A 21146-nucleotide genomic window follows, 5' to 3' on the forward strand; every position below is an offset into this window, starting at 1 on the left:
GACCGCGTCGACGCCGAGCAGCTCCTGTGGGAGGCGTGGGAGGCCTCCGGCTGCGCCCGAAGGTGGCGGGACACCGCCCTGGGCGCCGCGGCCGGGGGGCGGGGGGCGCGCCCGGCCGCGGTCCTGGCCGAAGCCGCCGAGCACGACCTGGACGTCGTCACCGCCCTGTTCAAACGCGCTGAGGTGTGGGCCGAGCGGCACCCCGGCGAGGACGCCTCATCCTTCCTCGCCGAGCTGTTCGATGAGGCTCTGCCCTCCGACTCCGTCGCCCCGCAGGGAGTGCGCCCCGCCGGGGTCGCGGTGCTGACGCCCGCGGCCGCGGCCGGCGGCGAGTGGGACGTCGTCGCCGTCATGGGGGTGGGACGGGACGCGTGGCCGGACCTGCGTCTGCGCGACACGATCACCCGCACGGGCCTCCTCGTCGACGCCGTCACCGGGCGCCTGCCCGTCGACCCGTCCGCACGCGCGGCCGCCGCCGATCCGGTCGCCGCCCGCTCTCAGGTCCGCGCCGACGAGCGCCGCATGCTTCTGGCCGCCCTGACCCGCGCGAGGCGGCGGCTCCTCGTGACGGCCGTCGCCGACAGCGACAACGCCCCCTCCTCCTTCCTGGTCGAGATCGCCCGGGCCGCCCACGTGCCCGTCGAGGACGCCGACGGCGGCGTGCTCCTCGCCCCGGACACCGGAGATCTGACCCTGCGGGGGCTGGTCGGTGAGCTGCGCCGGGCCGCCGTCGCCGGCATGCTGACCGGGGCCGCGCCCGATGAGCGGCGGCGCGCCCGGGCCGCCGCTCGGCTCCTGGCCGAACTGGGCGGGCCGGGCGGCGGGGTGGCCGGGGCCCTGCCCAAGGATTGGGCCGGGGCGGCCGAGCCGACGTCGAGCGCCCCGCTCGTCGGCGGGAATGAGCCGGTGCGCATCAGCCCCTCTGACGTCGAGGCCATCACCGCCTGCCCGCTGCGCTGGTTCCTGACCCGCCACGGCGGGAATGCCGGCTTCTCCGAGGCGCAGAGCCTGGGCACGCTCATCCACGCCCTCGCCGAGCAGGCCCAGCGGGAGGGATTGCGCGGTCAGGCCCTGCGGGCCTGCTTCGAGGAGCATCTGCCCGAACTGTCCTACCCCGATACCTGGCTGGGCGGGCTCGCCGCCGACCATGCCCGCGAGCTCGTTGATCGGCTCGACTCCTACCTGTCGGGCGTGCCCGGACGTGTCGACGTCGAAAGGCGCCTCGATGTGCGTCTGGATCCGCCCGCCGCACCCTCCGGCGGGCCGGGCGCGGACGGAGCCGCCGCTCCCGAGAGCATCCCGGTGCGGCTGAGCGGGCGGATCGACCGCCTGGAGTACCTCGATGCGCCGCCCGCCGGCGGGCAGGAACCGCCCGATGACGCCCCCCTGTCCGACGGGTGCGGTCGGCGCGTGCGCCTGATCGACCTCAAGACCGGAGCCGGGAAGCCGACGAAGGAGGAGGCGGCCCGCAACCCGCAGCTGGCCGTCTATCGGCTCGCCCTGGAGAGCCGAGGCTACGTCGTCGAGGGCGGCGCCCTCGTCCTGCTGGGCGCTGCGCCGCTGCGGGACGGCTTGACCGTCCTGGCGCCCAAGGGCGCCGCGCTCGATCCCAGCCCGGATCCCGGGACCGGGGAGGACTGGGCGCGCGACCTGGTCGCCTCCGCCGCCGCCGATGCCCGCGGCGCCCGCCTGACCGCCCGCACCGGGCCGCACTGCGTCCGCTGCGCCGTCAAGGACTCCTGTCCGGCCGTGGCCGAGGGGAGGAGGACCGCACCGTGAGCAGCCGCGCGACCCCGATTGCCGGTGCGCCGACGCCTGAGGCGCTCGCCCGGGCCCTCGGCCTGCACCCGCCGACCCCCGAGCAGGCGCGCATTATCGCCCACCCGCTCTCCCCGCTCCTCGTCGTCGCCGGCGCCGGCAGCGGCAAGACCGCCACCATGAGCCAGCGCGTTGTCCACCTCGTCGCCCGGGGGGACGTCACCGCCGACCGGGTCCTCGGCCTGACCTTCACCCGCAGGGCCACGGCGGAGCTGGCCCAGCGCGTGACCGCCAGGCTCGGCCGCCTGGCCGCCTCCGGGCTCGCGCCGGCGCCGGAGGAGGCCCCCGAGCCGACCGTGTCCACCTACAACGCCTTCGCCGGCTCCCTCGTGCGCGATCACGGACTGCGCATCGGCGTCGACCCGGACTCGACCCTCATCACCGAGGCGCGCGCCTGGCAGATCGTCTCCGACATGCTCCAGGCCCGTACCGAGCCCCTCCCGGTCGACACCCTCTCCACCGCGGTGAGGACCGTTCTCGCCCTCGACTCCGCCCTGTCGGAGAACCTCCTCGATGTCGACCGGGCCGCCGAGGGTCTTGAGGAGCTGGCCGACCTGTTCGAGGGCCTCGCCGCCGTACGCGGACTCAAGACGTCCTTCGGCAGGCCCTCGACAATCGCTTCCCAGCGGTTGGGCATGCTCCAGGTCGTATCCGCCTACCGCGAGCACAAGCGTCGTCACGGCCTGCTGTCCTTCGGGGACCAGATCGCCCTGGCCTGCCGCATCGCCGAGGGCGTGCCCGAGGCCGCCGAGCAGGTGCGCGCCCAGTACTCGGCCGTCCTCCTCGACGAGTTCCAGGACACGTCGGTCGCCCAGGCGCGCCTGCTGTCCGCCCTCTTCGCGGGGGGCGGGGTCACCGCCGTGGGCGACCCGAATCAGGCGATCTACGGGTGGCGCGGGGCCAGCGCCGGCGCCCTCGACGAGTTCCACACTCGCTTCAACCCGGACGGCGCTGCCGCCGTGCGCTCGGGCGCGATCGAGGCCGACGACCCGGCGGGCACGCCCGTCCTGCCCCTGTCGACCGCCTGGCGCAACGACCGCGCCGTCCTGGCGGCCGCCAACGCCGTCTCCGAGCCGCTGCGCCGCCACCTCCCGCAGGCCGGGGACGCCCGGGTCGCGCACGTGCCCGTCGAGGAGCTGCGCGCCCGCCCCGCCTGCGCCGGTCTCGCCGAGGGGCGCGTCCTGGCCACCCGGGTGGCCGACCCGCTGGCGGAGGCGGAGGCGGTCGCCGACTTCATGGCGGAGCGCTGGAGTCCCACGGCCGAGCTGGCGGTTCTCGCCCGCGTCCGCTCCGCCTTCCCGGTCCTCGCCGAGGCGCTGGAGGCGCGCGGCATCCCCTGCGAGGTCGTCGGCCTGGGCGGGATGCTCACCGTGCCCGAGGTGGCCGACGTGCGCGCCCTGATCACCGTGGCCGCCGACCCCGAGCGCGGAGATCGGCTTATGCGACTGCTGACCGCCGCCCGCATCGGCGCCGCTGACCTACGGGCGCTGAGCTCGCTGGCCGCGGCGATCGTGCGGGGGTCGGCACCCGCTCCGGGAGCGGGCCGCAGCGCAGACGCGCAGGACGAGGAGGCCGCACCGCTGCTCGCCGAGGCGATCGAGGAGATCGCACGGCGTGCCGATGCCGCTCCCGGGGGAGTGAACGAGGTGACGATCCCGGGTCTGACATCGGCGGGAGTGCGCGCCGCCGACCGTGTGGCCCGGGCGGTGCGTCGGGTCCGCGCCGTCCTGGCGCTTCCGCTGGCGGAGGTTGTGATCGCCGCCGAGCAGGCCCTCGGGCTCGACATCGAACTGGCGGCGCGCGTTGGCGACAGGCTGGGGCGCCGCGCCCTCGACGCCTTCCGGGCCGCCGCCGAGCGCTACACCGCGGATATGGAGACCCCCGGCGTCGCCGACTTCCTCGGCTGGCTCGACGCCGCCGCCGAGCATGAGCGCGGCCTGGAGACGCCCGAGGTCGATCCGGAGCCCGGGGCCGTCCAGATCCTCACCATCCATGCCGCCAAGGGCCTGGAGTGGGATCACGTCGCCGTCGTCGGCATGGCCGAGGGGGTTTTCCCCGGCTACTCGGCCAGGCCGGTAGACGATCTATCCGTCAGGGACTGGTCGTGGTTGACCGGGCTCGACGAGCTGCCCCACCCGCTGCGCGCCGACGCCGGCACACTGCCGCCCTTCGAGCTCGGCGCACTCGAGCCCGCGGTCGTGGCCAAGGAGGAGGCGAAGGACCTGCTCGAGAGCTACCGGCTCGCCCTGGGCCGCCACACCCTGACCGAGGAGCGTCGTCTGGCCTACGTGGCGATCACGCGGGCCCGCCACGACCTCCTGCTGGCCGCCGGCCACTTCTCCGGTGGGGCGAGCCGTCCCCGCCCCGTCTCGCGCTTCCTGGCCGAGCTGCGCCGCCGCGGGCTCGTCGAGCCGTGGGGGGAGGGATTCACCGAGCTCGCCCCCGACGCCGTCAACCGGCTGGCGGATCGCACGGTGACGGCGCGGTGGCCGGAGGCGGCTGCGAACGATGACATGGCCCGGGCCCGCGCCGCCGCGGCGGACGCTGTTCGCGCAGCGGCGGCCGTGGGCCGGTCCGCCCGCGATGCCGACCCGCCCGGGGCGAGCGAGGACCCCGTCGTGCGCCGCTGGCGGGAGGAGGCCGTCCTGCTTCTGGCGGAGCGGACCCGGAGCAGCGAGACGCTGCCGGTCGTCCGGATGCCCTCCCACCTGCCGGCGACCAGGCTCGACGACCTGCGTGCGGATCCCGATGCCTTCGCCCTGGGCCTGCGCCGTCCGCTGCCGCCCCGGCCGCGCGAGGCCGGGCGGCTGGGGACCGTCTTCCACGAGGCGGTCGCTCAGCGGCTCGCGGAGCAGGGGCAGCTGCTCAGCCTCGCCCGGGCCGGGGTACCGCTCACGCTGGGCGACGCCGATCGCCGGCGCCTGGAGCGGTGGCTGGAGGTGGTTGAGGGCCTGCCGCTCCTGGCCGGGTACGTCCTCCAGGACACGGAGACCGAGCTGGGGCTGACGCTGGGCGCCACGACCCTGCGCTGCCGACTCGATGCGGTGTTCCGAGGGTCCGACGGCACTTGGCTCATCGTCGACTGGAAGACGGGGAGACGGCCGGTGCCCGTCGACCAGCTGAGCGTCTACGTCCACGCCCTGGCCGCTTCCCGGGGCGTGGGAACGCAGTCGGTGCGGGCTGCCTACGTCTACGTCGATCTCCCCGACCACCCGGACGGGTTCGTCGACGAGCTGGGTGGTGCGGATCTGCTGACTCTGAGCGAGATCGAGGCCTCGCTGGTCGTGGGCGCCGATGCGGGCCCGTCCCCGCATCGGCTCGACCCTGACCGTGACTCTGAGTGACTCTGACACAGTGACAACCAGGAGAATGGGATCATGTCCGACACTCAGCCCGACACCCGGCCCGGTGAGCGGCGCGGGCCCCGGTGGACCATCGGCCAGTTCTCCCGGATGACACGTCTGACCGCCAGGATGCTGCGACACTACGACCGCCTCGGCCTCCTGCGCCCCGGCGAGGTCGATCCGCGCAGCGGCTATCGGTACTACTCCCGGGACGAACTCGAGCCGGCCGTGATGCTGCTGCGCCTGCGGGAGGCGGGTCTCGGCCTGGACGACATCGGCCGCGTCCTGCCCGCCCTTCTCGCCGAGGACGAGATGGTCTGGCGGCCCGTGCTCGAGCAGCACCTGAGTCGTCTGGGCGCCGAGGCGGAGGAGCTCGGGCGTCGACGCGAGCGCACGCTCGCACTGCTGGATCATCGAGGGGAGCAGACCATGAGCATTCGGTCCGTCCGCGCCACGATCGAGACGATCCCCGCCCACGTCATCGTCGCCCGCCGGGAGATCATCCCGACCTACGACGACGAGGGCGCCCTCTTCTCGGACTTCTTCCCGCAGGTCCGCGAGGTCCTCGAGGCGGGTGCCGCCCGCCTGACCGGGGCGCCCTGCGGCGCCACCTTCTTCGAGGAGGGGCACGTTGATCACGACGTCGATATCGAGGTCTGGGAGGTCATCGACGCTCCGGTCCGGGTCGGGTCGCCGCTGAGCTGCCGCACGGTGGGGGAGCGGACCGTCATCTCCACCGAGCACGCGGGTCCCTACGCGGGGATATCGGAGGCCTACACGCTGCTTGTGCGCGAGATCGGGGAGCGCGGCCTGACGATCGAGGGGCCCTCCTTCGAGCGCTACTTCGTCGGGCCGGTCCACAATCCCGACGCCGCCGCGTGGCGCACACAGATCTGCTTCCCGATCGCCTGCTGACCTTCCGCGGCGCTCCGTGCGCCTCCCCGCGGGTGTCCGGCGGGCCCGCTCAAGCCCCGTCGGGAGAGGAGACGCGGCCGGCGTCGTGGGCCGGGTGCAGGGGCGTGACCGACGCTGTCGCCGTGCCCGCGCCGCGAGGCGTCGGGCGACCGTCGCCGGGACCGTCGTCCGGGCCGTCTCCGCCGGCGCGCCGGGCATTCTCCCGGTTTCCGTCCTCGTTCTCACGTCCGTCGGCGTCCTCGTCCTCCTGGTCGTCGACGCGGGCCATGGCGACCTCGTGGGTGTCGGCGTCCGGCGCGCTCGTCGTCCGCTCCCCCGGCACGGGGGCCAGACGGGGCTCGTGCGGCTCGACGAGGGGCTCGTCGCCGACCTGGTCGGCGAGGTCGGCGAGCATCGCCACGGCGTCCTCGATGATCCTCTCCTTGTCGGCGCGCACGCCGTGCAGGAGCCAGCGGGCCAGACTCAGTTCGCTGACCAGCTCGGCGCGGTCCCTCAGATGCTTGTCGACGCCCTCGCTGCGCGCCAGGTCGTAGGCGGTCTCGATGGAGTCCAGGCAGTCGACCGGGACCGAGGCGTAGATCCATGCCATGTCCTCGGCGGGGTCGCCCACGTGGGCCTGGCCGAGGCCGCGCATGGCGACGACCGCCCCGCCCGCCGTGAGCACGTTCTCCGCGTCCAGGTCCCCGTGCACCACCACCGGACGGAACCGCCACAGGGCGGAGTCCTCCAGGGCGGTCTCCCACCGCGACAGCAGGGCCGGAGGCACCTTCCCCGTCGCCGCGGCGTCATCCATCAGGCTCAGCCAGCGGTCGCGGACCTCCTGGGAGTCGTAGACCGGCATGCCCGCCTCGGAGACCACGGAGGTGGGCAGCTCGTGCAGTTCGCCGAGCGCCCGGCCCATCCCCGCCGACAGGCCGGGGCCCGGGTGCAGGGCGGAGACGTCCATGGGGCGCCCCTCCAGGTGGGTGCGAATCTGGATGTGCGCTCCGTCGGTGCGCAGAGTGCCGGCTACGCGCGGCACGTCGAAGGTCAGGCGGCCGTCGTCGACGATCCGACCGATACGGCGCAGCACGTCCGCCTCGGCGTCCAGGCTCGCGCCGATCGCGTCGTCGTGGGCCTCGAGGACCTCCCAGTGACGGCCCCTGGTGTCGATGACGCCGACCGTGCGCAGACGGACGGACTCCTTCTGCGGCAGTGCCAGACGCGCCGGGTCCAGGCCGGGCACGGCGACACCGGCCAGGGCCGCCAGGGCCAGCGTCGAACGTTTATTCCTCCGCGCCCCGCCCGGGGCCGGGGCGGGCGCGGCACCGGGAGCATCCTCCGCGCTCGACGGTGCGGCGGGGTCGGATGGTCCGGTGGGCGGCTGCGACATGGTTCAACCGTAGGCGAGCGGCGGGTTGCCGGGGCGCTGGCGCGCCCGAATCGATGTGACTGAAGCCTCTTGAGAGGCTCGCAGGGGTCCGTATGCACATGGCCTGCGTCGAGATCGGTAGAAAAATCTGTTGAGATCGGTAGAACTCAAGACTCACTTGTGGATTGTGGTGCGTTCGGCCGGGACGTCGGTTCGGAATCATCCACGGGGCGTGACGAGGGGCTGGCGCGAGAGAGAAGTCTGCTCTAGGCTCCGGAGCGTGACGCGGCCCACCCACGCGGGTGTCATCCGCGCGCCACACGACCCCGATTGCTTACCCGATCGTGCGACGGCCGCTCGGACGGCCGCCCCCGAGCATCCCCACCCGCCCCACCCATCCCTGACCACTGCGAGGCCCACCATGGACGCAGCAGCGCTGCTGCACGATGAGATCCGTGAACTCGTCCGCCGTCGAGGCATCGACCCGCTCGCCGACGCCGCGGCGTTGGAGGGCCTCGTCGCCGAGGCCTCGGCCGACTACGTGACCCGCGCCGACGCTGGCCTCGTCCCGCCCCTGCACGACCCCGCCGACGCCCAGGCCCGCTCCGTCGACGCCCTGACGGGCCTCGGACCGCTCCAGCGCTACCTCGACGACGACTCGATCGAGGAGGTCTGGTGCAACGCGCCCGGGCGCGTCTTCGTGGCCCGCTCCGGCCGGCCTGAACTGACCACCACGATCCTGGAGGACGAGGAGCTGAGAGTCCTGGTCGAGCGCATGCTGCGGGTCTCGGGGCGCCGGCTGGATCTGTCGACCCCCTTCGTGGACGCCCAGCTGCCGGGGGGAGAGCGTCTTCACGTCGTCATCCCGCCGATCACCTCCCGCCACTGGGCTGTCAATATCCGCAAGCACTCCTCGCGGGCCTCGCGCACGGCGGATCTCGTTCGCCTGGGCTCCCTGACCCCCCGTGCGGCCGCCTTCCTCGACGCCTCCGTCCAGGCCGGCCTCAACATCATCGTCTCGGGCGCCACCCAGGCCGGCAAGACCACCATGGTCCGCGCGCTGGCCGGGGCCATTCCCGCCGGCCAGCGCGTGATCACGTGCGAGGAGGTCTTCGAGCTCTCCGTGCGCAACCGGGACTGCGTCGCCATGCAGACCCGGGCCGCGAACCTGGAGGGCGTGGGCGAGATCAGCCTGCGCCGTCTGGTCAAGGAGGCGCTGCGCATGCGTCCGGACCGCCTGCTCATCGGAGAGGTCCGCGAGGCCGAGGCCCTGGATCTGCTCATCGCCATGAATTCCGGGCTGCCGGCCATGAGCACGCTCCACGCGAACTCCGCGCGCGAGGCCGTGGTCAAGATCTGCACGCTCCCGCTGCTCGCGGGGGAGAACGTATCGGCCGCCTTCGTGGTGCCCACGGTCGCGGGCGCCGTGGATATCGTCGTCCATCTCGACCTCGACACCGGGGGCCGCCGCCGCGTGCGCGAGATCGCCGCCCTGTCCGGGCGGGTCGAGAACGGCGTCATCGAGCTGGCCGACGTCTTCCATCGCGACGCGCGGGGGCGCCTCGTGCGCGGTTCGGGCACCCCGCCGTCGCCGGACCGGTACGCGCGCGCTGGCCACGATCTGGCCGGGCTCCTCGCCCCGGAGGCCGTCGGGCGTCGCACCGAGGAGCGGATCTGATGGGCGCGATCGCCGGACTCATGGGAGGGATCGGCCTGGTCCTCGTGTGGCTCGCCCTGACCACCGAGCCGCCGCGGTGGCGCTCGGAGCGGCAGCGCCGCCTGGCCGACCTCCTGGTCCAGGCCGGGGCGGGACGCACCAGCCCCGCTCTGTTCGTCATGGGCAGTGCGGTGCTGGGCGCCGTCGTCGCCCTGGGATTCCTCGGCGCCTCGCGCGCCTGGCCCATCGCTGTGGCCTTCGGCACCATCGCCGCCGCCGCCCCCTACGTCGTGGTCTCCAACCGGGCCCGAACCCGGCGCACCCGCCTGCGGGAGGTGTGGCCGGAGGCGGTCGACACCCTCGTGTCGGGGGTGCGCGCGGGGATGAGCCTGCCCGAGGCCCTGGCCAATCTCGGCGAGCGCGGCCCCGAGGCCGTGCGCGAGCAGTTCCGCGCATTCGCCACCGATTACGCGGCGACGGCTCGTTTCACCGTGTGCCTGGACCGTCTCAAGGCGCGTTTCGCCGACCCGGTCGCCGATCGGATCGTGGAGGCCCTGCGTCTGGCCCACGAGGTCGGGGGCACCGAGCTGGGCACGCTGCTGCGCGCCCTATCGCGCATGCTGCGCGAGGACCTGCGCACTCGCGGCGAGCTCGAGGCCCGACAGTCCTGGACCGTCAATGGCGCGAAGGTGGCGGTGGCGGCCCCCTGGCTCGTCCTGGCGCTCCTGTCGACCCGTCCGCAGGCCGCCCGGGCCTACGCGACGCCGAGCGGTGCGCTCGTGCTGGTCGTCGGCGCCGTGGCCAGCGTTGCGGCCTACCGTCTCATGCTGCGGCTGGGCCGCCTGCCGGAGGAGGAGCGCGTCCTGCGATGAACAACGTCCCTCTGGGCGCCCTGGCCGGCCTCATGCTCGGGTGCGGAATGCTCCTGATCGTCTCGGCGCTGCGGCGGCGCCACCCCACGTTGGGCGAGCGGCTCGCCCCCTACGTCCACGAGCGTCCGGCGACCTCGGGGCTGCTGGGCGCCCGCGTGCCGGACGCCGACGGGCGCACGATCTCAGCTGTGCTCCTGTCGGCCGTCGGCTCGACCGGGCGCCTGTTCGAGGGTCTGGGATCCTCGGCCGAGTCGGTGCGGCGCAGGCTGCTGCGGGCGGGCGGTGCGCTGACCTACGAGGAGCTTCGCCTCCAGCAGCTCCTGTGGGCCGCGGGCGCTTTCGGGGCCACCGTCGGGGCCGGCCTGCTCATCTCGATGGTGCGCCATGTGAGCGCGCCCCTGCTGATGGTCGCCGCACTGACGTCCCTGGTGGGCGGCGCGGCCTGCCGCGACTGGTGGCTCAGCCGTGAGGTCGAGCGCCGACGGCGGCGCATCGAGGCCCAGCTGCCCGACGTCGTCGAGCTGCTCGCCCTCGTCGTCGGGGCCGGGCAGGGGCCCGTGGCCGCGATCGAACGGGTCGTCGACCTCGGACGCGGCGAGCTGGTCGACGAGCTCGCCCTGACCCTGGCGGACGTGCGCAGCGGCACGGTTCTGACCACCGCCCTGGCCCGGCTGGAGAATCGCGTCGACTCCCTGCACGTCACACGCCTGTCGGAGGCCATCGCCGTGGCCCTCGAGCGGGGCACGCCGCTGGCCGACGTCATGCGCGCCCAGGCGGCCGACGCACGGGAGGCCTCCCGGCGCGCCCTCATGGAGGAGGGCGGCAGGCGCGAGATCGCACAGATGGTGCCCGTAGTCTTCCTCGTCCTGCCGATCACCGTCGTCTTCGCCCTGTTCCCCGGCCTGTTCGTCCTGCGCCTGGGGCTGTGAGCCCGAGCGCCCCGCCCCGACCCGTCCCACCCCGCTCACCCACCACTGAAAGGACAGTCAGATGATCCATCCCCCCTTCCCGCTCCGCCCGGCCCGTCGGAGTCGCCCGGGCCGTCGCCTTCCCGCTCTGCGCGCCGCCGCGGGCCGGGAGCGGGGCGACGTTCCCGGCTGGGTGCTGGTGACTCTTATGACGGCGGGCCTGGTCGTCGCCCTGTGGGCGGTGGCCGGGCCGGCGCTGACACAGGTGTTCACCGATGCGATCGCCAAGGTCACCGGTGCCATCTGATCGCGCCGCTCGTCCTGCGCTTCCGTGGCCCGTCCCACCCGGACGGGCCACGGGGGAGCCGGCGGCGGCGGTCCTTGACTCTCCGCGACGGGGCGAGGCCGGGTCTGCCGTCGTGGATTTCGTGCTGGTGGGCGTGCTCGTTCTCGCTGTGAGCACCGCCCTCCTCCAGCTCGCCCTCGGCCTGTACGTGCGCAACATCCTGACCGACGCCGCCGGTGAGGGCGCACGGAGGGCGGCCCTGTCGGGCGGCACCGAGGCGGAGGCCCGCGATCGCGTCGCCGCGCTGACCGGCGCGGCATTGGCGGACGACTACATCGACGACGTCACGGTGTCGCGGGTCGTGATCGACGGCATGCCCGTCGTCGAGACCCAGGTGACGGCGCCCCTGCCCGTCCTGGGGCTGTTCGGCCCGTCGGGCGCGCTGCGGGTGACCGGGCACGCCGTCGATGAGGCCGCACTCGTCGACGCCGTCACGCGGGAGACGCCATGAGCGGGCCCGCCGGATCCTGCCCGATGATGCGGGCGGCGGGGCCCCGGCCGGCGGGTGCCGGCCGGGTCTCGCGCGTCGAGGACGGCAATGCGCCGGTGGAGTTCATCGGCTGGACCGTGGTCCTGGTCGTCCCGGTCGTCTACCTGCTCGTCGCTCTCGCGCAGGTCCAGGCCGCGTCCTTCGCCGTCGCCTCCGCCGCCGACGCCGCCGGCCGCGTCCTGGAGGTCGAGGAGGGGGAGGCGGCGATGGCGCATGCCCGGGTCGCGGTCGGCCTGGCCCTGTCGGATCAGCACATGGATGCCGATCCGGCCGGCGCCCTGAGTCTGACGTGCTCCGACGCCGGCTGCACCGCGGGTGTCGTCCGCGTTGAGGCCGGCGTCGACCTGCCGATCCTGGGCCCGGCCGGGGTGGGGCGCGACGTCGTCGTGCTCGACGCCGAGCGCGCCGTGACGCTGGCCGGTTCCGGCAGGTCGGGATGATGCGCGCGGCGGGCCGGCTCGCGCGCGACCCGGGGCGCACCGAGGACGGTCAGACCCTGCTGCTGGGGGTCGGCATGATCTCGGTGGTGGCCGTGCTCGTGCTCGTGGTGGCCAGCGCCACCGCCGTCTACCTGGACCTGAAGACCCTGACTTCGCTGGCCGACTCGGCCGCGGCGGCGGCCGCCACCGGTGTGGATGAGGCCAGCTATTTCGGCGGCGTCGAGGTGGACGGGGTGCCGGGGACCCTGAGCGATGCGGGCGTGCGCGCCGCGGCGCTGGATGACATGGAGGCCCAGCCCGAGCGTCTGGAGGCGCTGAGTCTCATCCAGGCGGATACCCCGGACGGGGTCACCGCCGTCGTGACCCTGACCGCCAGGTCGCGCCCGCCCTTCCTGCCGTGGGGCGTGATCCCCGCCGGGGGCTTCACCATCAGCGCCACGGGGTCGGCGCGGGTGTCGACGGCGCCGTGAGCACCGCTCCGGGTCGGGTGCCCGAGCGCGCCGCCGACCGGGAGCCCGCCGCGGGGGAGGCGTCCTGCCGTAGACTCTCGGCGTGGCCACCGACTTCCCCGCGCAGATCGAACGACTCCGACACACCTACGCCTCCATCGCGGCGGTGACGGATCCGCAGGCTCTGCGCGCGCGCATCGCCTCCCTGTCCGAGAGGGCGGCCGCCCCCGACCTGTGGGACGATCCGGACGCCGCCCAGGCGGTGACTTCCGCCCTCTCCCACGCCCAGGCCGATTTGAAGCGGGTCGAGGACATGGGCGGGCGTATCGACGATCTCGAGGCCATGGTCGAGATGGCGGGGGAGGAGTCCGGCGAGGACGCCGAGGAGCTGCTCGCCGAGGCAGCCCTGGACCTGGTCTCCATCTGCGAGGACCTGGGCGATCTGGAGATCCGCACCCTGCTGAGCGGCGAGTACGACCCGCGCGACGCCGTCGTCACCATCCGGTCCGGTGCCGGCGGTGTGGACGCCGCGGACTTCGCTGAGATGCTTCTGCGCATGTACACCCGCTGGGCCGAGCGGCACGACTACCCGGTCAAAGTCCTCAACACCTCCTACGCCGAGGAGGCGGGGCTCAAGTCGGTGACCTTCGAGGTTCACGCCCCCTACGCCTACGGCACGCTGAGCGTGGAGGGCGGCACCCACCGCCTGGTGCGCATCAGCCCCTTCGACAACCAGGGTCGCCGCCAGACCTCCTTCGCCGCCGTCGAGGTTATTCCGCTCATCGAGTCGACCGACCACATCGATGTCCCCGAGACCGACATCCGCGTCGACGTCTTCCGCTCCTCCGGGCCGGGCGGGCAGTCCGTTAACACGACCGACTCCGCGGTGCGCATCACTCACATCCCCACCGGCCTGGTCGTCTCCATGCAGGATGAGAAGTCCCAGATCCAGAACCGCGCCGCCGCCATGCGCGTGCTCCAGTCGCGACTTCTCCTGCTCAAGCAGCAGGAGGAGGACGCCAAGAAGAAGGAGCTCGCCGGGGACGTCAAGGCGTCCTGGGGGGACCAGATGCGCTCCTACGTGCTCAACCCGTATCAGATGGTCAAGGACCTGCGTACAGGATATGAGGTCGGCAACCCCGACTCGGTTTTCGACGGCGGCATCGACGGCTTCATCGACGCCGGCATCCGCTGGCGCAAGCAGCAGGAGGGCGCCGAGGCCTGATCAGCTTCGCTTCATCAGAAGCGTCACCGGAGTCAGGGATCCCCCGGAGGGATCCCTGATTTCTTTTCCACGTGCCCCTGATTTCTCCGAGGTGCGATTGAGGTCGCAAAATGGTGGGCGTACCATGAATTTCATGAGCGCATCACATGGAAAATCTCGGTCGGTGGAAATATCATCAACACCCTCGTCTCTCGAGTCCTCGGATCTCAGTGGGGATCGATCGGCTCAAGATCGTCGCCTGACCGCGGGCGGAAAGGTTCTGCGCATCGTCATCGCGGTTGCGATGATGTTCGCCTGCGCGCTCGCGCCGTCTTTACTGAGTCAGATTCCTGCCATCCAGTCCTTCCTTCTTGCGCACCCGCATCCCCAGGGTAATGCCGATGACGTAGTCATGGCCGTTTTCATGCTGTTGTTCTATGGGGTGGCAACGATTCTGGTTCTCATGCTGTGCTATGCGCTGCGTCGTACTCTTGATCGCGGCCGCCGCGTCAGTCTGCATTTGCGTTTAGATCGTCGAGCCCTGTTGTGGATGGTGGGGATGGTTCTCGTTGCAATCGCGGTGAATCTCGCGGTTGCCGGTATTGTTCACGCCCTCGGTCTTGCTGGTGGGAATGAGGGGATGCCGAATGGGCCTTGGTGGTTTATCGCTGCGGCGATCTTCTCTCAGGGCTTTCTTCTGCAGGGTATTCCTGAAGAGATAATCTGGCGAGGCTGGCTCTTCTCCTCATTGGGTGAGACGCGTTTCGCAGCAGTATCCAGCGTCCTCGTATTCACCGTTCTTCACCTCGTCTCCCAAGGGGGCCAGCAGAACCTGCTGGATCACATCATATATCTCACGATACCGTGTGGCTTCGCGGTGGTCGCGTTGATCGTTCGGATGGTATCGGGATCGACCTGGGCGGCGATCGGCGTGCACGGTGGATTTCACGTGGCGGATGACCTGCTAACAGATCGTCTGCAACTCCCCGTCGGGTCGGTCACCTGGGTGCTCCAGGGTCTGATCTGGGCTGCGGTCGGTCTCCTCATTCTCGTGTTCCACCGACGTCGTCAGCGGTTGGCGGCGTTGACAGGCCAGTCATGTTGACGCCCTCCATCTCCAGGAGCCGTTCCTTCCGGTCGATTCCGCCTGCGTAACCGCGCAGACTCCCGTTGGCGCCGACCACGCGGTGGCACGGCACGATGAGAGTGATCGGGTTGCGCCCGACCGCGCCCCCACGGCCTGGGCGGACATGTGCTTCCGGCCGGTTCGCCGGGCGACCTCGGTAGCGATGCAGGAATAGGTGTTGGTGGTGCCGAAGGGGATGGAGAGCATAATGGAGGTGACCATCTTCCTGAAGTCGGAGCCCTCGATGCTGATCGGTGGGGGTGAAACCCGGGTCGGCGCCCTCGAAGTAGGTGTCGAGCCACTGGGTCGTCTGTGTGAAGACGGGCAAATCGGGGCGGAGTACCGCGTCGTCGTTGATCGTCGAGCGGTTATACTTCTGGCCGTCGAACCACAGTCCCGTGAGGTGCTCGCCGTCGCCGGCCCATGGTCATGGCGCCCAAGGGTGAGTCATAGTGACTGAGGTAGGGCATCGGTTCCCCCTTCTCGTTCCTCTTCCTGCTCATGGTGGCACGTTCGGCGCTGATTCTGCTCCTACCCGGCTCGCCAGGGGACTGGTGCGAAACCGTGCGGACACCTTGCGAGAGGCCGCGGATCCGCGTGCACCGTCTCACCTCCGTCGTTGTCGCCATTACCCCGGGGCTCCCTTAGGCTTGTCCACGGTGCGCACGGACGGGGCCGAGCGGTCCGTCGTCGCGCAGAACCTCCGCTCACACCCTGACGAAAGGCGCAGACGAGCAGTGGCTGAGTACATCTACCAGATGATCAAGGCGCGCAAGGCCCACGGTGACAAGGTCATCCTCGACGACGTCACCATGGCCTTCCTTCCCGGAGCCAAGATCGGCATGGTCGGCCCCAACGGTGCCGGCAAGTCCTCCATCCTCAAGATCATGGCCGGTATCGACCAGCCCTCCAATGGTGAGGCCCGTCTGACCCCCGGGTACAGCGTCGGCATCCTCCTTCAGGAGCCCCCGCTCAACGAGGACAAGACCGTTCTGGGCAATGTCGAGGAGGGCGTTGCCGAGATCAAGTCCAAGCTGGACCGCTACAACGAGATCAGCGCCGCCATGGCGGACCCGGACGCCGACTTCGACGCCCTCATGGCGGAGATGGGCACCCTCCAGGACGCCCTGGATGCCGCGGGTGCCTGGGACCTCGACTCCCAGCTCGAGCAGGCTATGGATGCCCTGCGCTGCCCCCCGCCGGACGCCGAGGTGGGGCACCTCTCCGGTGGTGAGCGCCGCCGCGTGGCCCTGTGCAAGCTGCTCCTCGAGGCTCCGGACCTTCTCCTGCTGGATGAACCCACCAACCACCTCGACGCCGAGTCCGTTCTCTGGCTCGAGCAGCACCTGGCCGGCTACCAGGGTGCCGTTATCGCCGTCACCCACGACCGCTACTTCCTCGACCACGTCGCCGAGTGGATCGCCGAGGTGGATCGCGGCCACCTCTATCCCTACGAGGGCAACTACTCCACCTACCTGGAGACCAAGGAGAAGCGCCTGGAGGTCCAGGGCAAGAAGGATGCCAAGCTCGCCAAGCGCCTCAAGGAGGAGCTCGAGTGGGTGCGCTCGTCGGCCAAAGGCCGTCAGGCGAAGTCCAAGGCCCGTCTGGCCCGCTACGAGGAGATGGCCGCCGAGGCCGAGCGCACCCGCAAGCTCGACTTCGAGGAGATCCAGATCCCGCCGGGTCCGCGTCTGGGCGGCCTCGTCCTGGAGGCCAGCCACCTTAGCAAGGGCTTCGACGGGCGCACGCTCATCGATGACCTGTCCTTCACTCTGCCGCGCAACGGCATTGTCGGCGTCGTCGGCCCCAACGGCGTGGGCAAGACGACCCTGTTCAAGACTATTGTGGGGCTGGAGCCGCTCGACGGCGGGAATCTCAAGATCGGCCAGACCGTCAAATTGTCCTATGTGGACCAGAATCGCGCCGGCATCGACCCGGGCAAGACTCTGTGGGAGGTCGTCTCCGACGGTCTGGACTACATCCAGGTGGGCAACGTCGAGATGCCCTCGCGCGCCTACGTCGCCTCCTTCGGCTTCAAGGGGGCCGACCAGCAGAAGCCGGCCGGAGTCCTGTCGGGCGGCGAGCGCAACCGCCTCAACCTGGCGCTGACCCTTAAGCAGGGCGGCAACCTCATCCTGCTCGACGAGCCCACCAACGACCTCGACGTCGAGACCCTCGGGTCGCTGGAGAACGCGTTGCTGGAGTTCCCCGGCTGCGCCGTCGTCATCACCCACGACCGCTGGTTCCTCGACCGCGTCGCCACCCATATCCTGGCCTGGGAGGGCACGGATGAGGACCCCGCCTCCTGGTACTGGTTCGAGGGCAACTTCGCCTCCTACGAGGAGAACAAGGTCAAGCGCCTGGGCGCTGAGGCCGCCCGCCCCCGCCGGGTGACCTACCGCAAGCTCACGCGCGACTGAGTTCTGAGCGGTCTCAGGCACACCATGCCATAGTGCCGTGAACAATAGTCGCGATCGATGGACCGGCGATCATGGCAGGCTCTCTGCGTCGGATACCGATGCCGGCGTCGGCGACCTGGACCACCATCGCAGCCATGAGGATCAGCCTCACGGTAGTGATATCTGAAGCGGCGATAAAAGGTACGACCGCGGTGACGACGCCGAGCGGAACCGCTCGAGCCGCATACATCTGAGCGAAGAACCTCTCGCCGGCGCTGACCTTTTGCGACTTACTCATGATCTGAGGTCGGAAGATGACCAGCAGTGATGACATCGCACTGATTGTTGCGGCGATAGCGTTGAGAACCTGAAGTACGGTGATCGGCACCGTGAATCACCCGAGAAAAGAGAACGGCGGAGGGGGCTTCAGCCGGGGAGGGCGCTGCCGTCGTCGCCCTCGCCCATGCGGATTCCCCACCGGCCGCTGCCGTGGGCGGTCCGCGTGGGCATGCGCACCATGCCCTCCTGGGCGATGGTGGAGACGAGCCGCCCGGAGGAGTCGAAGACCTCGGCCCGCGCCATGGATCGCCCGCCCTGGGAGCTGGGGGAGTCCTGGACGAAGAGCAGCCAGTCGCCGACGTCCACATCCCGATGGAACCACTGGGCGTGGTCGAGAGTCGCCAGGCTCATCCCCTCGCTGCGCCAGCTCAGGCCCTGGCTGCGCAGTGCCGGCTCCAGCATCACTTGATCGCACATGTAGGTCAGCAGCGCCCGGTGCACCGTCTGGGAAGCCTCGGCCGGCACTCGTCCGCGTGAGCGCGCCCACAGACGCTGGCTGCTCCGTCGGGCGCCGGGACGCAGATAGATATCGCCCTCGACGTGCCGCAGGTCGAAGGCGGCCGTGCGTCCCAGGAACTTCGCCACTGGATGGTCGATGGTCCGGAAGATCTCCAACGCGCTGCGCAGCTCCTGCGGGCGGGGCACCTCGGGCGCCTCAATGCGCACGTCCGCGCCCTCCTGACGCTCCTGGAAGGAGGAAAGCATAGTCAGGATCGGCACCCCGGCTTGGGACGCCGTCGTCCGCCGCTGGGAGAAGGACCGACCGTCGTGGAGTCGCTCGACGGCGAAGTCCACCGGTGCGCCCGGGCTGCCGCCGCGCATGAAGAAGGCGTGCACCGAATGCGGCGGGCGCTCGCCGTCACCATCGTCGGCGAGGGTGGCCGCCGCCGCGAGCATCCCCTGGGCCACCACCTGGCCGCCGTAGATGCGTCCCGAGAGTTGGGGCAGGCACGCGCCCGTAAAGACATCGGGCGGGTCGCCCCGATCCTCGCCGCCGCCCGCCTCGCTCAGGGCGAGGACCCGGGTCACGGAGCCCAGCGGCTCCTCGGTGGCGACGGGGACCGGGTACGGTCTCGTCACAGGCCGAGCTCCTCCAGGATCGGCAATTCAGCGCGCACGGCGCCGCGGGCGTCGTCGGCGGTCCGCGCGCTGGTGGCCAGACCCGCCAGGCGCTGGCAGTCGGCGAGATCGACGGACTTGAGCACGGCGTCGACGTCGGGCAGGGCACGGGCGGTCATCGACAGGCTCGCCACCCCCAGACCGACGAGGACGACGGCCAGGGCCGGGTCGGCGGCCGCCTCACCGCACACGCCCACTGGGCGGCCATGAGGGCTGGCCCCGTCGCAGGCGGCCTTGATCAGCCGCAGGACGGCGGGCTGCCAGCCGGTCGACAGGTCCGCCAGGGACGACAGCAGCCGGTCCGCCGCCATGACGTACTGCGTGAGGTCATTGGTGCCGATGGAGGCGAAGTCGGCGTGCTCGAAGAGCTTGTCCGCCATGAGCGCGGCGGAGGGCACCTCGATCATCATGCCCGCGGTCTTCAGCCCGTAGGAACGGGCCTTGTCGGTGAAGGCCTCGGCCTCGTCGGCAGTGGAGATCATGGGGGCCATGACCCACACCTTGGCGTCGGTGGCGGCCTCGGCCTTGGCCAGGGCCTGGAGCTGGTGCTCCAGGACCTCGGGGTCGCGACGCGTCGTGCGGTAGGCGCGCACGCCCAGGGCCGGATTGGCCTCGGTGGCGTCGGTGAGGAAGGGCAGCGGCTTGTCGGCGCCGGCATCGAGGGTGCGCACGACGACCTTCTTGCCGGGGAAGGCCTCCAGCACTCCGCGGTAGGCCTCCACCTGGGCCTCGACGGTGGGCTCCTCGGGCTGGTCGAGGAAGCAGAACTCGGTGCGGAACAGGCCGATACCCATCGCACCGGCCTCGGCGGCGCTGCGCGCGCCCGCCGCGTCGCCGACGTTGGCCAGCAGCTGGACCTCGTGGCCGTCCCTGGTGGCGCCGTCGCCGTTGAACACCCGCACCCGGTTGGCCAGCTCGCGAGCGCGACGCAGCTCGTCCTCGGAGGGGTCGAGCGTGATGACGCCCTTGGTGCCGTCGACGAGCACGATGTCCCCGTCGTGCAGGCGGTCGATCACGGCCGTTCCGGCGCCGACGATCGCGGGCATGCCCAGCGAGCGGGCGAGGATCGCCGTATGCGACGTCGGCCCGCCCTCGGAGGTGACGAAGGCGACGACCTTCTCCGGGTCGAGCAGGGCCGTGTCGGCCGGGGCGAGATCCTCGGCCACGAGCACGAAGGGCTCGGGCAGGCGCGGGATGCCCGGCATGGGGGCGTCGATCAGCACCGCGACGATGCGGTCGCGCACGTCCGCCACGTCCCGGGTTCGCTCGGCCATGTAGCCGCCCAGGGACTCCAGCATGGACGCCAGGGTGTCCGCGGCCTCCCACACGGCGCGCTCGGGCGCCAGGCGGCGCTCGCGCACCATGGCCTGCGCCGAGGAGGTCAGCGTCGGGTCGGCCGCCATCTGCGCGGTGGTCTCCAGAAGGGTGCGGCCGTCACCCTTGGCCTCGGCGGCCGAGAGCTCCAGACTCTTCTTGACTGTCTGGGCGGCCTGGGCGATGCGGTCGCACTCCTTCTCGGTATCCCGACTGGAATCGAGGGTGGCGATCTCGGGCTCGGTGATCCCCGGGGCCATGCGGGCGACGGGGCCGGCGACGAGCCCGGGGCTCACGCCGATGCCGGTCAGAGAGGTTGGGGTTGCGTCGGACGGGACCATACGGTGCTCCTACAACGATGGAGGCGGGTATCACGTGTTGCGGTCCATTGTGCCCCGTACCGGCGTCGTCCGGAGGTTTTCCGCCGTTGGATGAAAGACGATTGACATGACTGCGGCGGGTCGCGCTCTCTTACGGCGGGCCCGCGGAGGGGCATGTCGGCCCGTTCGACCGCGGCGCGGGGCCCTTGTTGGAGCGCCACCGGGGCGGAGGCCCGCCCACCTACGGTAAAGTGATGCTGAACACGGAGGCGATGAGTCGTCGCGCGCCCTCGGGCGCCGCCGCACTGAGCCTTACGGGGTCTTACGAGGACAGTACGAGGAGCACAGATGAGCACTGCTGAACAGATTGTCGCCGGCCTGGGGGGGCGGGAGAACATCTCGGATCTCGAGCCCTGCATTACTCGGCTGCGCGTCGAGGTCGTCGACCAGGAGAAGGTCGATGAGGAGGCCCTGCGGGCCTCGGGCGCCTTCGGGGTCGTGCGGTCGGGCCGGGTCGTCCAAGTTGTCGTCGGCCCGACGGCGGACGAGCTCGCCGGCGAGATCACGGCGCTGGACTGACCGGTCCGAGGCGCTCGCGGGCCCGCCGCCCCGTCATCCGCCGCTCGTCCGGCGGGACGGCGGGGTGAGCGCATGAGCCGCAATCCTCCGGGCACCGCGAGGTCGCTCGCGGGCGCGACGTTCGGAGGATGGTAATGTGCGACTACATGTGAAACG

At 71.5% G+C, this 21146-nt stretch carries 19 protein-coding genes; 14 read left to right on the plus strand and 5 right to left on the minus strand.

What is annotated here, in order from left to right:
• From HMPREF9062_RS13565 to HMPREF9062_RS05570, 3 genes are all read left to right on the plus strand, one after another.
• A partial coding sequence (locus HMPREF9062_RS13565; RefSeq protein ID WP_253270663.1) for a PD-(D/E)XK nuclease family protein occupies window positions 1-1779 on the plus strand: 1779 nt, incomplete at its 5' end.
• Window positions 1776-5162 (plus strand): UvrD-helicase domain-containing protein, encoded by a 3387-nt coding sequence (locus HMPREF9062_RS05565; RefSeq protein WP_009749087.1) that lies wholly within the window; start codon window positions 1776-1778, stop codon window positions 5160-5162. The genes HMPREF9062_RS13565 and HMPREF9062_RS05565, both read left to right, overlap by 4 nt.
• A 33-nt stretch (window positions 5163-5195) precedes the next feature.
• Complete coding sequence (locus HMPREF9062_RS05570) at window positions 5196-6077, plus strand: MerR family transcriptional regulator (RefSeq protein ID WP_009749088.1); 882 nt, start codon at window positions 5196-5198, stop codon at window positions 6075-6077.
• Between the two features lie 49 nt (window positions 6078-6126).
• Here HMPREF9062_RS05570 and HMPREF9062_RS05575 read toward each other — a convergent pair whose 3' ends face one another.
• Window positions 6127-7449: a phosphotransferase gene (locus HMPREF9062_RS05575; RefSeq protein WP_009749089.1), complete on the minus strand. Its 1323-nt coding sequence runs from the start codon at window positions 7447-7449 to the stop codon at window positions 6127-6129.
• Window positions 7450-7849: 400 nt separating this feature from the next.
• Here HMPREF9062_RS05575 and HMPREF9062_RS05580 point away from each other — a divergent pair, with 400 nt between their 5' ends.
• The 9 genes from HMPREF9062_RS05580 (at window position 7850) to HMPREF9062_RS05620 (ending at window position 14899) form a co-directional block, all read left to right on the plus strand.
• Complete coding sequence (locus tag HMPREF9062_RS05580; protein ID WP_009749090.1) at window positions 7850-9106, plus strand: CpaF family protein; 1257 nt, start codon at window positions 7850-7852, stop codon at window positions 9104-9106.
• Window positions 9106-9957, plus strand: coding sequence for a type II secretion system F family protein (locus HMPREF9062_RS05585; RefSeq protein ID WP_009749091.1), 852 nt, complete (start codon window positions 9106-9108; stop codon window positions 9955-9957). Before HMPREF9062_RS05580 ends, HMPREF9062_RS05585 begins: the two co-directional genes overlap by 1 nt.
• Window positions 9954-10886, plus strand: a complete 933-nt coding sequence (locus HMPREF9062_RS05590; protein ID WP_009749092.1) for a type II secretion system F family protein — start codon at window positions 9954-9956, stop codon at window positions 10884-10886. Before HMPREF9062_RS05585 ends, HMPREF9062_RS05590 begins: the two co-directional genes overlap by 4 nt.
• A gap of 61 nt (window positions 10887-10947) precedes the next feature.
• Window positions 10948-11172, plus strand: coding sequence for a hypothetical protein (locus HMPREF9062_RS05595; RefSeq protein ID WP_009749093.1), 225 nt, complete (start codon window positions 10948-10950; stop codon window positions 11170-11172).
• A gap of 112 nt (window positions 11173-11284) precedes the next feature.
• Window positions 11285-11662: a TadE/TadG family type IV pilus assembly protein gene (locus tag HMPREF9062_RS05600; RefSeq protein ID WP_009749094.1), complete on the plus strand. Its 378-nt coding sequence runs from the start codon at window positions 11285-11287 to the stop codon at window positions 11660-11662.
• Window positions 11659-12141, plus strand: a complete 483-nt coding sequence (locus tag HMPREF9062_RS05605; protein WP_253270664.1) for a peptidase T4 — start codon at window positions 11659-11661, stop codon at window positions 12139-12141. Before HMPREF9062_RS05600 ends, HMPREF9062_RS05605 begins: the two co-directional genes overlap by 4 nt.
• On the plus strand, window positions 12138-12611 hold the full coding sequence (locus HMPREF9062_RS05610; RefSeq protein ID WP_009749096.1) for a hypothetical protein: 474 nt from the start codon (window positions 12138-12140) through the stop codon (window positions 12609-12611). Before HMPREF9062_RS05605 ends, HMPREF9062_RS05610 begins: the two co-directional genes overlap by 4 nt.
• A gap of 82 nt (window positions 12612-12693) precedes the next feature.
• The gene (gene prfB, locus HMPREF9062_RS05615) at window positions 12694-13815 is read left to right on the plus strand and encodes a peptide chain release factor 2 (protein WP_009749098.1); all 1122 of its coding nucleotides are present in this window, start codon (window positions 12694-12696) and stop codon (window positions 13813-13815) included.
• Between the two features lie 283 nt (window positions 13816-14098).
• On the plus strand, window positions 14099-14899 hold the full coding sequence (locus tag HMPREF9062_RS05620) for a CPBP family intramembrane glutamic endopeptidase (protein ID WP_009749099.1): 801 nt from the start codon (window positions 14099-14101) through the stop codon (window positions 14897-14899).
• Here the strand turns inward: HMPREF9062_RS05620 and HMPREF9062_RS13880 are convergent.
• Window positions 14838-15314 carry a methylated-DNA--[protein]-cysteine S-methyltransferase gene (locus HMPREF9062_RS13880; protein WP_441293814.1) on the minus strand — a complete coding sequence of 159 codons (477 nt, stop codon included), beginning with the start codon at window positions 15312-15314 and terminating at the stop codon, window positions 14838-14840. The genes HMPREF9062_RS05620 and HMPREF9062_RS13880 overlap by 62 nt on opposite strands.
• 343 nt (window positions 15315-15657) lie before the next feature.
• On the opposite strand from HMPREF9062_RS13880, the gene ettA reads away from it, so the two are divergent.
• A complete protein-coding gene (gene ettA, locus HMPREF9062_RS05625; RefSeq protein WP_009749101.1) occupies window positions 15658-17340 on the plus strand; it encodes an energy-dependent translational throttle protein EttA in 1683 nt (560 codons plus the stop codon).
• A gap of 13 nt (window positions 17341-17353) precedes the next feature.
• Here ettA and HMPREF9062_RS05630 read toward each other — a convergent pair whose 3' ends face one another.
• Genes HMPREF9062_RS05630 through ptsP form a run of 3 tightly spaced genes read right to left on the minus strand, consistent with a single transcriptional unit; the run spans window position 17354 to window position 20432 of the window.
• The gene (locus HMPREF9062_RS05630; protein ID WP_253270668.1) at window positions 17354-17707 is read right to left on the minus strand and encodes a hypothetical protein; all 354 of its coding nucleotides are present in this window, start codon (window positions 17705-17707) and stop codon (window positions 17354-17356) included.
• A gap of 38 nt (window positions 17708-17745) precedes the next feature.
• Window positions 17746-18738, minus strand: a complete 993-nt coding sequence (locus HMPREF9062_RS05635; protein ID WP_009749103.1) for an acyl-CoA thioesterase — start codon at window positions 18736-18738, stop codon at window positions 17746-17748.
• On the minus strand, window positions 18735-20432 hold the full coding sequence (gene ptsP / locus HMPREF9062_RS05640; RefSeq protein WP_009749104.1) for a phosphoenolpyruvate--protein phosphotransferase: 1698 nt from the start codon (window positions 20430-20432) through the stop codon (window positions 18735-18737). Before ptsP ends, HMPREF9062_RS05635 begins: the two co-directional genes overlap by 4 nt.
• Window positions 20433-20759: 327 nt before the next feature.
• On the opposite strand from ptsP, the gene HMPREF9062_RS05645 reads away from it, so the two are divergent.
• Window positions 20760-20990 (plus strand): PTS transporter subunit EIIB, encoded by a 231-nt coding sequence (locus HMPREF9062_RS05645; RefSeq protein WP_009749105.1) that lies wholly within the window; start codon window positions 20760-20762, stop codon window positions 20988-20990.
• The last annotated feature ends 156 nt before the right edge of the window (window positions 20991-21146 follow it).

The organism is Actinomyces sp. oral taxon 448 str. F0400 (assembly GCF_000220835.1).
In the GTDB taxonomy this organism is placed as follows: Bacteria; Actinomycetota; Actinomycetes; order Actinomycetales; family Actinomycetaceae; genus Actinomyces.